This window comes from Hydrogenophaga palleronii, from assembly GCF_031457455.1.
Lineage (GTDB): Bacteria > Pseudomonadota > Gammaproteobacteria > Burkholderiales > Burkholderiaceae_C > Hydrogenophaga > Hydrogenophaga palleronii_A.
Map to the genome: position 1 here is coordinate 56,634 of NZ_JAVDWU010000017.1, position 12,907 is coordinate 69,540.

11 protein-coding genes are annotated in these 12,907 nt (G+C 61.6%); 5 read left to right on the top strand and 6 right to left on the bottom strand.

Going from position 1 to position 12,907, the window contains the following annotated elements; all coding sequences use genetic code 11:
• Positions 1–180: 180 nt before the first annotated feature.
• Entirely contained in the window at positions 181–1,191 is a 1,011-nt protein-coding gene (locus J2W49_RS25180) for a sodium-dependent bicarbonate transport family permease (RefSeq protein WP_310322531.1), read from the bottom strand.
• Between the two features lie 86 nt (positions 1,192–1,277).
• Between J2W49_RS25180 and J2W49_RS25185 the strand changes: the two genes are divergently transcribed.
• The gene (locus J2W49_RS25185; protein WP_310322534.1) at positions 1,278–2,177 is read left to right on the top strand and encodes a LysR family transcriptional regulator; all 900 of its coding nucleotides are present in this window, start codon (positions 1,278–1,280) and stop codon (positions 2,175–2,177) included.
• A gap of 292 nt (positions 2,178–2,469) precedes the next feature.
• A complete protein-coding gene (locus J2W49_RS25190) occupies positions 2,470–3,918 on the top strand; it encodes an alanine/glycine:cation symporter family protein (protein ID WP_310322537.1) in 1,449 nt (482 codons plus the stop codon).
• A 29-nt stretch (positions 3,919–3,947) separates the two neighbouring features.
• Here the strand turns inward: J2W49_RS25190 and J2W49_RS25195 are convergent, their stop codons facing one another.
• Complete coding sequence (locus tag J2W49_RS25195; RefSeq protein WP_310322539.1) at positions 3,948–5,030, bottom strand: glycerophosphodiester phosphodiesterase; 1,083 nt, start codon at positions 5,028–5,030, stop codon at positions 3,948–3,950.
• Positions 5,031–5,239: 209 nt separating this feature from the next.
• Positions 5,240–5,404 (bottom strand): transposase, encoded by a 165-nt coding sequence (locus J2W49_RS25200; protein WP_310322590.1) that lies wholly within the window; start codon positions 5,402–5,404, stop codon positions 5,240–5,242.
• A gap of 549 nt (positions 5,405–5,953) precedes the next feature.
• On the opposite strand from J2W49_RS25200, the gene J2W49_RS25205 reads away from it, so the two are divergent.
• From J2W49_RS25205 to J2W49_RS25215, 3 genes are all read left to right on the top strand, one after another.
• A complete protein-coding gene (locus J2W49_RS25205; protein WP_310322541.1) occupies positions 5,954–7,228 on the top strand; it encodes an ABC transporter substrate-binding protein in 1,275 nt (424 codons plus the stop codon).
• Between the two features lie 520 nt (positions 7,229–7,748).
• Complete coding sequence (locus J2W49_RS25210; protein WP_310322542.1) at positions 7,749–8,684, top strand: hypothetical protein; 936 nt, start codon at positions 7,749–7,751, stop codon at positions 8,682–8,684.
• A gap of 56 nt (positions 8,685–8,740) precedes the next feature.
• Entirely contained in the window at positions 8,741–9,160 is a 420-nt protein-coding gene (locus J2W49_RS25215; RefSeq protein ID WP_310322544.1) for a hypothetical protein, read from the top strand.
• Positions 9,161–9,652: 492 nt separating this feature from the next.
• Here J2W49_RS25215 and J2W49_RS25220 read toward each other — a convergent pair whose 3' ends face one another.
• The 3 genes from J2W49_RS25220 to J2W49_RS25230 form a co-directional block, all read right to left on the bottom strand.
• A complete protein-coding gene (locus tag J2W49_RS25220) occupies positions 9,653–10,396 on the bottom strand; it encodes an amino acid ABC transporter ATP-binding protein (RefSeq protein WP_310322545.1) in 744 nt (247 codons plus the stop codon).
• A 144-nt stretch (positions 10,397–10,540) separates the two neighbouring features.
• Positions 10,541–11,647 (bottom strand): amino acid ABC transporter permease, encoded by a 1,107-nt coding sequence (locus J2W49_RS25225; protein ID WP_310322548.1) that lies wholly within the window; start codon positions 11,645–11,647, stop codon positions 10,541–10,543.
• 3 nt (positions 11,648–11,650) lie between these two features.
• Positions 11,651–12,829, bottom strand: a complete 1,179-nt coding sequence (locus J2W49_RS25230) for an amino acid ABC transporter permease (RefSeq protein WP_310322550.1) — start codon at positions 12,827–12,829, stop codon at positions 11,651–11,653.
• Positions 12,830–12,907: the final 78 nt, after the last annotated feature.

The following is a 12,907-nucleotide window of genomic DNA, read 5'->3' on the forward strand; positions in this document are numbered from 1 at the left end:
TCCTTTTGGTTCCCGTCGGTGTGCTTTGGCCCCGGTGACTTCAGGGGCACTGCCGTGCAGACCTTTCCCAGCGGCGACACGCTCGGTTGGGCCGACAATGCGCTGCCTCGAAACAGAGTTGCTGCGTTGCGACGCGGCGGGTGCGCCACTGCTGCCCGCGTGCGAGGCGCTGGACCTGCCTCAACTCAGCACGCTGGTGGCGAAGTAGGTGTAGAGCGGGATGCCCAACAGGATGTTCAGCGGGAAGGTGATGCCCAGCGACAGCCCGAAGTAGAGCGACGGGTTTGCTTCCGGGATGGCGTAACGCAAGACGGCGGGCACCACGATGTAGGAAGCGCTGGCCGAGAGCACCATCAGCAAGGCGGCATCGGCTGCAGGCAACTGCAACATCACGGCGAGTGCCAGCGCAATCGTGGCGTGCACCAGTGGCCCCAGGCTGGCGTAAGCGATCAGCACCGGCGACTGACCGCGCACGGCACCGAAATTCCTCGCCACCATGAGTCCCATGTCGAGCAGAAAGAAGGCCAGCATGCCCTTGAAGAGGTCATTCGAAAAAGGGGCCATCACGGCGCTGCCGGCGTCGCCACTGAGATAACCGATTGCCATGGCGCCGAGCAGCAGCAGGTGTGCGCCGTCGGTGAACGATTCGTGAAGGATTTTGCCCAGCGGTGGCACACCGGCAAGCCCGCCCGCCGAGGCCACCGCAGCGCCACCCGATGGCGAGAGGGCGATGGTGCCTGCGGGTGCGTGCCGCAGCATATTGGCCAGCATCACGGCCATGACGATGGCCGGTGACTCCATGACCACCAGCGCCACGGCCATGTGTCCACCCGGGCTCATGTGGTTGGCTTCCAGGTATTGCATGGCGGTCACAAAGGTCACCGCGCTCACCGATCCGTAGGACCCTGCGATGGCCGCTGCATCGAAGCGCGACACGCGGTTCTTCAGCAACTGATAGCCCAGCGCGGGCACGATGAAGGCCATCAGCATCGCCGCCGCCAGGCTCACCATCACTGAAACGCTCAAGCCGGATTGGGCCAGCGCAAACCCGCCCTTCAGGCCCAGGGCCATCAGCAGGTACAGCGACAAGAACTTCGCGATCGGTGGCGGAATCTCGAGGTTGGATTTGAGGGCGCCGGCCAGCACGCCGAAGAGAAAAAACAGGATGGCGGGATCGAGCAGGTTTTGCATGGGGTTTGTCCTTTGGCGGCGATGCTAGGGGTCTGAATGCATTAAGTAAAATCGATTTTTATCTACAAATAAATAGGTAAAAATCTATGAATATCACTTTTCGGCAGCTTCGGCTTTTCCTCGCGCTGGCTGACACGGGCAGCGTCAGCCGAGCGGCGCGTGAGTGCCATGTGACCCAGCCCACGGCGTCGATGCAGCTCAAGGAGGTGTCCGAATCGGTGGGTGTGCCGCTGTACGAAGTGATCTCCCGGCGGGTGCACCTGACGGATGCCGGCAGGGACCTGGCCCGAACGGCGCGATCCATTGCGGACGACTGGGCGGCCTTCGAGCAGCGGATCGATGCAACCAAGGGACTGACACGCGGCCAGTTGCGGGTGGCGGTCGTCAGCACCGCAAAGTACTTCGTGCCGCGCCTGCTCGGCACTTTTTGCGCGCAATACCCCGAGATCGACATCGCACTGGAAGTGCTGAATCGCGATGGCGTCGTCCAGCGGCTGCGCGACAACCAGGACGATCTCTACATCATGTCGATGCCGCCCACCGACATCGACCTCGAAGACCAGGTGGTCATGCCAAATCCCTTGGTGGTGATCGCTGCGAATGCGCATCCCCTGGCCAGGCGGCGCAAGCTGGAACTGGCCGACCTGAGCCCGCTGCGTTTCATTCTGCGTGAGCGCGGCTCGGGCACGCGGATGGCGGTGGACGCCCACTTCAAGCGCCTTCGGTTCAAGCCGAACCTCGGCCTGGAACTGGGCAGCAACGAAGCCATCAAGGAAGCCGTGGCCGGCAATCTGGGGGTGTCTGTCATCTCCAGCCACGCTTTGCATGGACTGGCTCATGAGCACGGCGTGTCGGTCCTCCAGGTGGCGGGTTTTCCCATTGAGTCGAACTGGCACGTCGTTCGGCAAAAGGGCAAACAGGCTTCGCCTGTTGCCAAGGTGTTCATGGAGCACCTGCTGGCCCAGTCCGGTAAATGGGCGAGGTAGATGCCCCGTCCAGATCGTGCTGGCTGAAGGAACTGCCGGCTTCTTCGAACAAGGTTCTTCCTGCAGGGCGCTCGACGGATGCTGGCGCCGTGGCGCCTGGAGGTTGCACCTTGTGGCAATTTTGCCGGGGTAGCGGTGGCTCGTTCCTTGCTGTTGTCGCATCATGCGCCTGGTGTGCCCTCGAATGCCCGCAGGGGCATGCGAGCTTGGCCGCAAGGCCTTCACAGGCACCAAGCCAGTGCATTCGTCGCGCAACTGGCAAAGCCATCAAACCACCGAAGAAAAGGCAACCATGGAAACCATCACCCATTTTTTCACCGTGCTGGAAGACCTGACCTGGGGCTGGGCGCTGATCCCCATCCTGGTTGTGTTCGGTGTCTTCATGACAGCGTTGACCGGCTTCGTGCAGCTGCGTTTCTTCACCCGCATGTTCCGGGTGCTTTCGCCCAAGAATGAACACGCCGACCCCAGCCAGATCAGTGCGCGCCAGGCCCTGTTTGTCTCGCTGGGTGGGCGCGTGGGCGGCGGCAACATCGCCGGGGTGGCGGTGGCCATCACCTTGGGCGGCCCGGGCGCAGTGTTCTGGATGTGGGCCATCGCGCTCGTGGGCATGGCCACCAGCCTCGTCGAATGCACGCTGGCGCAGGTCTTCAAGCGCACCACCAGCGACGGTAGCTACCGAGGCGGGCCAGGGAGTTACATCCGCCATGGTCTGGGTTCGCAGTACCGCTGGCTGGCGATTCTTTATGCGGTGTGCCTGATGGCATCGTTCGCCTTTGGCTTCAACGCCTTTCAGAGCAACACGTTTGCTGGCGCGGTCAACAACAGCCTGGGCATCGACCGCATCTGGTCTGGCGTGTTCCTGGCCGTGGTCACCGGCTTCATCGTCTATGGCGGCATCCGCCGAATTGCCAAGGCTTCGGATGTGCTGATTCCGGTCATGGCGCTGAGCTACATCGGCATGGCCCTGCTGGTGGTGGTGCTCAACATCGCGGAAGTGCCGCGCGTGATGGCCTTGATTTTTTCCAACGCGCTCGGTCTGGAAGAGGCTGTGAGTGGTGGCATGGGTGCGGCCATTGCCCAGGGCCTTCGGCGGGGCTTGTTCTCGAACGAGGCCGGGCTGGGTTCTGCGCCCAACGTGGCCGCCACGGCCTACGTGAAGCATCCCATCAGCCAGGGCATCACGCAGTCGCTTTCGGTGTTTCTCGACACCATCGTGATCTGCTCTTGCACCGCCTTTGTGATCCTGCTGAGCAGCGCCTACGTGCCGGGTGCCACGGATGTCGATGGCATCGTGCTGACCCAGCAGGCGCTGGTCTCTCACCTTGGTGGCTGGTCGCAGTACTACCTGACCTTCGCCATCCTGCTGTTCGCCTTCAGTTCCATCATCTACAACTACTACCTGGGTGAAACCGCGTTGAGCGAGCTGACCGGTCACCCCATGGCGCTGCATGTGTTGCGTGTGGCCATTGTGGCGGTGGTGTTCCTGGGCGCATCTGCGCCCGGAGCGACATCGGTGTTCTTTTTCTCCGACCCCCTGATGGGGCTGCTGGCGCTGGTCAACCTGATCGCCATCCTGATGCTGTTCCCAGTGGCCATGCGCTTACTGAAAGACTATCAGGACCAGCTGAAGGCGGGGCATGAACGACCAGTGCTCGATCCTGGCCAATTCGCCGACCTGGACATCGACCCCACGGCTTGGGACGCGTCACCCACCGCGGCCCGCAAGCCCTCTGCCTGAATCGCCCGAGTGATCTGAAGCCGGCGGCATCAACGCAGGTCGGGCGCCACGCCAAACGGCGCCGGCTCGCGCACGGGAGGAGGGACGCCTTCGGCCTGCTTGTCATTGGGCAGTTCCATGGCGGGTGGCAGTTCCATGCCTCTGCGCTGCATCACGGTGCGCAAGCGATCAGGGTAGTCGGTGATGATGCCGTCCACGCCCCAATCGATCAGCCGCCCCATATCGGGGATCTCGTTGACGGTCCAGGGGATCACGCGCAGGTTCAGTGCACGGGCACGTGTCAGCACCGGCTGGCTGAGATCCTGGAAATGGGGGGACCAGAGCTTGCCCCCCGCAGCGGCCACCATCGAAGGGGCGTCTTCGAAACTGGCGAGTTTCAGGCCGTCGGTCCACACACCCGAGCGCAGGGTGTCAAAGCGCTCACGCTGTGCCGACAGATGGGACAGCGGCATGTCTGGCGCCACCCGATGGACCTCGCGGAGCAGGTGCCAGTCAAAACTCTGGATTGTGGTGCGCGAGGCCATGCCATGTTGCTGGATCACTTCCAGCACGGCGCGCACGAATTCGGCCGGTTCAGGTGATTCGTGGGGGCGGTTGGGGTTGTGCTTGAGCTCGATGTTGAAGCGCGTGTGATCGGCCCTCAGCGTCCTGACCCGCTTGAACACCGCGGCCAGCGTGGGAATGCGTTCACCGTCGACAGGCCGCTGGCTGGCAAAGTCGCGCGCGTAGCGACTGCCGGGGTTGATGCGCCCCACGTCGAAGCTCGCGATTTCGTCCAGACTCAGTGTGTTGAATGGGCGCCCCCGCGACTTCAGCCACTGATGGCTGGCGTCGCGCGTGATGTCCGGGTTGGGAGCGGTGTCGTGCGAGACCACCGGCACCCCGTTGGCGCTGAGCACCACATCGAGTTCAAGCGTGCTCACACCGATGGCCAGCGCCTGTTCAAAACCCGCGATGGTGTTCTCGGGCGCCAGGCCGCGCGCGCCGCGGTGGCCCTGGGCATCAAAGGCGAGTGCCGCGCCCGCACACCACAACGAGAGGCCGACGGCGGTGGTGCAGCTCCAACGCAGCCAGGTGAGGCGTTGAATGGTGATAGGGGGTTGGGAAGTCATGCAGGAGAGTCTTGATCAGATACACGGCTGATTGTGGCAGTGCCACATGGCACTCTCAAGTCGCCCGCCCTGTCGAGTGACGCCTGTTGTAAGAAGAGGTTTCAGTTTGGGGGGCTTCCTCGCATCGCCCCTTGTTTCTGATCAATAAAGTCGAAAACGATCAGATGAAGTGGAAAACCAGGTTGAAGTGGTGGCGGCTTTAGCTCGCGTCACAGCGTCACGAACCGACGGAAGGCATTGCGAATGTCCTTGCCGTTGTCGCGCCGGAAGTCCGTACTGGTCTTGAAGACTGGTTCGAGTCGGCCGGTCAGCCACATCCACTTCAGGCTCCGCTGGCATGCGTGCTCCAGCCTGCCTTCGATGGATCTCGACATATGGCGTTGGGCAGAGCCAAGGATCAACGGCATTCCGCAGTTGGATCCAGCCAACACTGCAGCAGACCGATAGAGTTTCAGGAAAATTAATTAAGGATTAATTAACCTAATACACCAGAGTTCTTGCGCAAAGGTTTGCAGGGTGACGCTGATGAGACGGCGCGGAGCTGAGTGTCCCCCTGATCCAAATGCACGAGCATTTCGCTGAAAGCATTGATTCCAAGTGCTTGAAATACATGAAATTTCATGGAACTCAAGCCTGATCAAGTGGCGTGAGTCCGGCAGTCCGAAACGTCAAGCGTACAGAAAACTGATTGGTGGGGATCCTTACAGAAAAATGACGCAAACACCACTGCTGGGGAAAACCCTAGGTGATGCCAAGGGAAGGGCGGGAGGAACGGCCCAATAGACAAGGAAAAAGTGGGCACTTAATCTACCTCACTGCAGAGAAGTGAACTCGCCATGAAAAGAAGACCTTATAGCAGATATGTACTGTCTAGATGGTCACCAAAGGATTGGCGGTGAACGGTGCGCCTAGGTGCCGAAGTGGTGGAACGACATTTCGCCCAAGGCAATTTCCAGGCGATCCCGCTTCTCACCAATGCGGCTCATTCACCGGATGGGCATCCCTCAATGGCAAAACAAGTGCGCACTCAGCACAAGGAGACTTTCGTGTCCGCAACATCTTTCTCTTCTCAGCGCAGGGCGCTTGTTCTCGGTGCGGCGACGCTGCTGGCTGTGCGCGGGCACGCTCAGTCCGCCTCCCCGTCAGTCATTCGCGTGGCTCAGTCGGCGGCTCTCACCGGCCTACAGGCTGAGGTCGGCCTGGCTTTCAATGAAGGAGCGAAGGCAGCCTTCGAACAGGTCAACGGCGCCGGCGGCGTGCATGGCCGCAAGATCGAGTTTGTGAGCGCAGACGATGGCTACGACGCGCAAAAGACGGTAGAGAACACGGGGCGCTTTCTGGCCGACAGTGGCGGGCCGCTGGTGCTGTTCGGCTACACGGGCACACCCATGACGAGTGCGGTGATTCCGGTTCTCGATGAAGCGAACATCGTGTTGTTCGCACCCATCTCCGGCAGCGACGGCTTGCAGTCGAAGGGGCATCCGAACATCTTCTTCCTGCGCGGCACCTATTCGGACGAGATCAAAAAGATCGTGCAGCACTTCGTGACCATTGGCCTACGCAAGGTGGCCGTGTTCTACCAGGACGACGGCTTCGGAAAAGGCGGCCTCGGCATTGCCAAGGAGTTGATGGCTTCGCACAAGCTTCCGCCGCCGCTGGAGGTTCCCTACGATCCGAAGAGCGATGATCTGCTGCCAGCAGCGAAGATGATCACCGACGGGGCGCCGCAGGCCGTCATACACATCGCTTCGGCACGCTTCAGCGGCAAGCTTCTGAATGCGCTTGGCGATCGGCGCAACTTCTTGTCTCACTATGGCGTTTCCATCATCAGCGTACCTGACCTGATTCGTGAGGCCGGTGCCCGTGCCCATGCCTTCGTCATTGCGCAGCGGGTACCCAACCCGGACGGGGTGACGTCGATCGCAACGGCGTTCCGGCGAGACATGTCTGCCCTGTGGAAGGACAAGGCGCGGTTGTCCTATCCGGCGATGGAGGGTTATGTGGCGGCGAGAGTCCTCATTCATGCTCTGCAGCTTGCCGGACCTCAGCCCACCCGGGCTGGTATGCGTGCCGTGTTCGAGCGCATCGGCGAGTACGACTTGGGCCCTATGTGGGTTTCCTACGGTCCAAAGAAACACCGCGGAGCGACGTTCGTTGATCTTGCGATGGTGCGCTCTGATCAGTCGATGGTTCGCTGAACGACGCAAGCTTCAGTGGTATGCAAAACCTGCGCATGTCATTGGTGCGAATGGTCGGTGGAGAAAGTCGGTGTGGCCAAGCCGTGTGGATGCCGGCTCGGCATCCCCACCCCATCACTTGCCAAGTTCCGTTCCCGATCCTCTTCGCTCCCATCTGCGTACCTTCCAAAGACGACCGCTTCACACGGGACTGCACGCTTCCATGATCACTTGCATTCAAGAAATAACTTCGCCGCGCGCGATGGAACGCTGCGACTCAAGCACATGCCACCTGCACAACTGGCCAGCGGTACCTGAACTCGCCCGGCCAATTGCCACTGGAGCTCACTTCTTTGGTCCTGGCGAAGGCCAGGTTGCACCGCGAGCAAGCACACGTCTTGCTGGATCAGGAACCAGCCAAGGAGTCGATCACACGGGCTCAGATCTGAGGGTCCTGGGCAGCGACCAAGCCGTCCGCACGCGCTGCGACGGTGCTGCGCGCGCCTATTCCGCAGTGCTTGCGGCTTGACGGGCTTCATCCATGAACCAGATCACTTCCAACGTGCTGATCATTGGATCCGGGCAATCGGCGCTCCTTATCGGAGAGGCCCTGCGCAGCGGCGGCGTGCGCGTCGACTTCGTACCGGATCTGAAAACGCGCTTCGCGACCTGCTCCGAGGGCTCCTACCTGGCGAGCAGCTCCGATCTGGTGTTGTTCGCTGTGGACGCCGACGATACGCTGGAGTCGGCTGTGTTGCTTCAACGCCTGCTACCGAAAACCACGCCGGTGATTGCGTTACAGCAGGGCATTCGCCGCCTCACTTGGGCTGCCCAGGCTGCACCCCGTCTGCAGTGGATCCGCTGTGTCATGGCCTTTGATCCGGCAAGGTTATTGCAGTCTGGAGGTGCCACCTGGGAACGCCGAAAGCTCTATCTGAACGACGTGCCGCAGACACGGCACTGGCGACCTCTGATCGAACAGGCCGGCTTTGAAGTTACGCTGTGTGACGACATGTTGTCCGTGCAATGGGGTCACCTCCTGCTGCAGTTCAACGCCCTGTTCAGACTGGTCTCGGGTTTGGAGTTCGAACAGATGCTGGCAATGCGTGCCTGGCGAAACCGGTACGCCCGTGTGCTGGACGAGGCCCTGTGGCTGCTGGGTGCCACCGGCATCAAACCCTGGAACTTGTTGGGTGTGCCATGGCGAATGGTTCCGATGATGCTTCGACAGAACGATGGCATGCTTGTCGGGCTGGTATCGCGCCAGTTGACCGGTAGCGACGCGGGTCTCGTCGATCTTTCTGGCGCCGACGAAAAGTCGATGGAGCTGGCCATCGACGCCACCTGTGGCGAAATCATGCGCCTGGCGGTCGGGCTGGGGGTCGATGCGCCACGCACGGTCGATCTCGCAGAACAGCTCATGGTCATCGGTCGACGGCAAACCGATAAGCGCATGGAAGCGACTACCGAATGGTGATGTCAGTCGGCCTGTTCAAAATGCGCAGGGGGCTTGTGCGCTCCCACAGGCACCCGATGGCCACACCTCATGAGGTGCTCGACCGGCTCAAAGGGGATGTGGATATTCTGGTGGTCGGTGTGCTTGACGACCTCGCCTTCGAGATCATCCGAGGCTACCAGTACAAGCCTCCTTCGGGATACCATGAGTGGATGTCCACCACGGCCACGCGCCGGGTCAGAAGACTGGCTCGCACCCTGTTTTCTGACTGGGCCGCAGTCAGAAAAGGGTCGGAACGACACGGCGAGTTCGACGCCATACGGCGTGTGGTCGCTAACTGGTTGCGGCCACAAATGGAGCAGAACTTCGGTCCATTGCCAGACGGGGTCAAGTTGGTGTTGTCTGGCAACGGCGCCAATGGCGTTGACGCTGCTCGCTCTCCCGCGAACAGAAGTTGGCTGACGCGCAGTCTTCGCCAGGGCCAGCGCGGGCGATGACTGGTGTTGACCCACTCCCGTGACGGGTGTTGGTTTGATATTCAAACCGTTTCGGGCGTCGCGTCCACGTGCCGCGTAGGGGACAAGCTCCTCCGACGAGAAGTGCATTCATTCCAAGGGCAGCAAGGGACGGCTCCGCCGGCCCAAGATGCAGTCCCCCCTCCAAGCCGAAGGTGCCAGAGAGGGAGGAAGCCGCGTCAGCGGCGCAGGGAGTGGCTGATACCTCTCCGGAGCGAAGCGCCTCTATTCCAGGGGCAGCAAGGGTCCGGCTCCGCCGGCCCAAGATGCCGTCCCCCCTCCAAGCCGAAGGCGTCAGAGAGGGGGGAAGCCGCGTCAGCGGCGCAGGGAGTGGCTGATACCTCTCCGGAGCGAAGCGCCTCTATTCCAGAGGCAGCAAGGGTCCGGCTCCGCCGGCCCAAGCTGCCGTCCCCCCTCCAAGCCGAAGGCGTCAGAGAGGGGGGAAGCCGCGTCAGCGGCGCAGGGGGTGATCCTCTAATGCCCCAGGATCTTGGACAAGAAGTCGCGGCTGCGTTCGTTCTGCGGGTTGTTGAAGAACTCGTGCGGCGTGTTCTGTTCAACGATCTGGCCCTGGTCCATGAAGATCACGCGGTCGGCCACGGCCTTGGCAAAACCCATTTCGTGGGTCACGCAGATCATGGTGATGCCCTGGTTGGCCAGCTCGATCATGACGTCCAGCACCTCCTTGATCATCTCGGGGTCGAGGGCGGAGGTGGGCTCATCGAACAGCATGATCTTGGGCGTGAGACAAAGCGCCCGCGCAATGGCCACGCGCTGCTGCTGCCCGCCCGAGAGCTGCAAGGGGTACTTGCCTGCCTGGTTGGCAATGCGCACGCGCTCCAGTTGCGCCATGGCCTTTTCTTCGGCCTCCTTCTTGGGCATTTTGCCCACCCACATGGGGGAAAGTGTCAGGTTCTCCAGCACGGTCAGGTGCGGGAACAGGTTGAACTGCTGGAACACCATGCCCACTTCCTTGCGGACCTGGTCGATGGCCTTGATGTCATCGGTGAGTTCGGTGCCGTCCACGATGAGATGGCCCTGCTGGTGCTCTTCAAGCCGGTTGATGCACCGGATCAGGGTGGATTTGCCGGAGCCGGAAGGGCCGCAGATGACGATGCGTTCACCTTTGGCCACGTTCAGGTCGATGTCTTTCAACACGTGGAAGTCGTTGCCATACCACTTGTTGACCTTGTCAAATCGGATGATGGGTTCAGTCACAGGAATTTCCTTGTTATGAGTCAAGCGAGCGAAGAAGCCGAATCCAGGGGCACCGTGGAACCGGCTTTGCCGGGCCACAGGGTGCCGCCCCCTTGAGGGGGGATTCGAGCTACACGCAGTGAGCGAGAAACGGGGGTGGATTTGTTATCTGGCTTTGCTGGCAGAAAGTTGCTTCTCTACCCACAGGCTGTAGCGCGACATCGCGAAACAGAAGATGAAGTAGACGACCGTGATGAATAGGTAGGCCTCGATCTTGAAAGGCCGCCAGTTCACGTCGGAGTTGAGCGCCAGTGACAGCGCACCGGTGAGCTCATACATCGAGACGATGGTCACCAGCGAGGTGTCCTTGAAGATGGAGATGAAGTTGTTCATCACACTGGGCACCACCATGGCCAGGGCCTGTGGGAGCACGATCTTGCGCTGCGTCTGCCAGTAGCTCAGGCCCAGCGTGTCGGCTGCTTCGAGCTGACCCTTGGGAATGGCTTGCAGGCCGCCGCGAATGATCTCGGCCATGTAGGCAGCCGCGAACAGCGTGATGCCCACGACCACCCGCACCAGCACATCGATGGTCACGCCCTGCGGCATGAACAAGGGGAACATGAACGAGGCCATGAACAGCACCGAGATCAATGGCACGCCACGGATGAGTTCGATGTAGACGATGCAGGCCGAGCGGATCGCCGGCAGGTTGCTGCGCCGTCCCAGCGCCACCACGATGGCCAGCGGAAACGCCAGGAAGATCGACACCGTGGCCAGCAGAACCGTCAGTGGCAGGCCGCCCCAGAGGTCGGTGCGCACGGGGCTCAGGCCCAGCACGCCGCCGCCCATCAACGTGAAGAAGATTGCCATGATGGCGACCCACATGATCGCCAGCCAGGCCTTCCAGAACACCCGGATACAGCTCACGATCAGGCCCGCCACCATCAGGCTCGTGGCCACGACCGGTCGCCATTGCTCCTCGAACGGGTAGCGACCCAGCAGGATGATGCGGTACTTCTCGGCCACCACCCCCCAGCAGGCGCCTGTGCCCCGCACAGCCTGGCAGGCTTGGGCGTCGGTGTCGAACACGGCGTTCCAGACGCCCCAGCTGAAGAGGCCGGGCACGATGTAGAGCACCAGGGCGATGAGGATCAGCGAGGTGGTGCTGCTGCGCCAATCGGCGAACATGTTGGTGCGGATCCAGGGCACGAGACCACTGGTGCGCACCGGCGAGGGTCGCGCGGGAATGGGCACGAAGGTATTGGAGGACATGGGTTACCTTTCCTTGATGGCCATTCGGTCGTTGTACCAATTCATGAACAACGAGGTGGACAGCGACGTGGTCAGGTAGACCAGCATGATGATGGCGATGCACTCCACCGCGCGACCGGACTGGTTGAGCGTGGTGTAGGAAATCGAGACCACGTCGGGGTAACCCACGGCCACGGCCAGCGACGAGTTCTTGGTGAGGTTGAGGTACTGGTTGGTCAGGGGCGGAATGATCACGCGCATGGCTTGTGGCAACACCACAAGGTTCATGGTCTGGCGCGGCGCCAGGCCCAGCGCGGCCGATGCTTCCTTTTGTCCCAGGCTCACCGACTGGATGCCGCCGCGCACCACTTCGGCCACGAAGGATGCGGTGTAGAACGTGAGGCTGATGAGCACCGCCATGAATTCGGGCGAGACACTGCCGCCGCCTTCGATCATGAAGCGCCCGGCTTCCGGTATGGACCATTCGGTGGGCATGCCGCCGGCCAGCCAGCCCAGAAAGGTGCAGCCGGCGATGATGCCCAGCGTGGGCCAGCCGGGGTTGCGCAGTTGCCCGGTCTTCTCAAACTCTTTCAAGGCCCAGCGGCGCCAGACCCATGAGAGCGCCACGCCAGCGACCAGGCCGGCGAGCATCACCATGTAGCCCGTGCCCTGCGTGGGGCGGGGGAAAGAGAAGCCGTCCTTGCTGAGGTAGAACAGGTCGGCCACGTTCCAGGCATCGCCGGGAGCGGGCAGCACTTCCACGAAGAACAGGTACCACATCAGCATCTGCAGCAGGATGGGCACGTTGCGGAACAGCTCCACGTAGCCATAACAGATACCACGCACCAGGCCGTTGCGCGAGAAACGGCCCACGCCCAGCAGCACGCCGAGGATGGTGGTGAGAATGATGCCGATCACGGCCACTTGCAGCGTGTTGAGCACGCCGACCCAGATGGCCTTGCCGTAGGTTTCGCTGGGGTCGTAGTCGATGATGGTTTCGCCGATATCGAATCCGGCGGATGCGCCCAGGAAGTCGAAACCGCTCTGGATACCGCGAATGCGCATGTTTTCCTGGGTGTTGAATGCCAGGAACCAGACGGACAGGCCAATCAGCACCAGGGCAATCGCCTGGTAAATGACACCGCGACCAGCGCGGCTTCGCCACGACCATTGTGGCCGGGGAGGTTTGGTGGGGGAATTCAAGAAAAATCTCCTGGAGGCGTCAGGGAGGGGGTCCCAGATGCAACAACGCCGGCAGGAAATCCACGCCGGCGTTGTCAA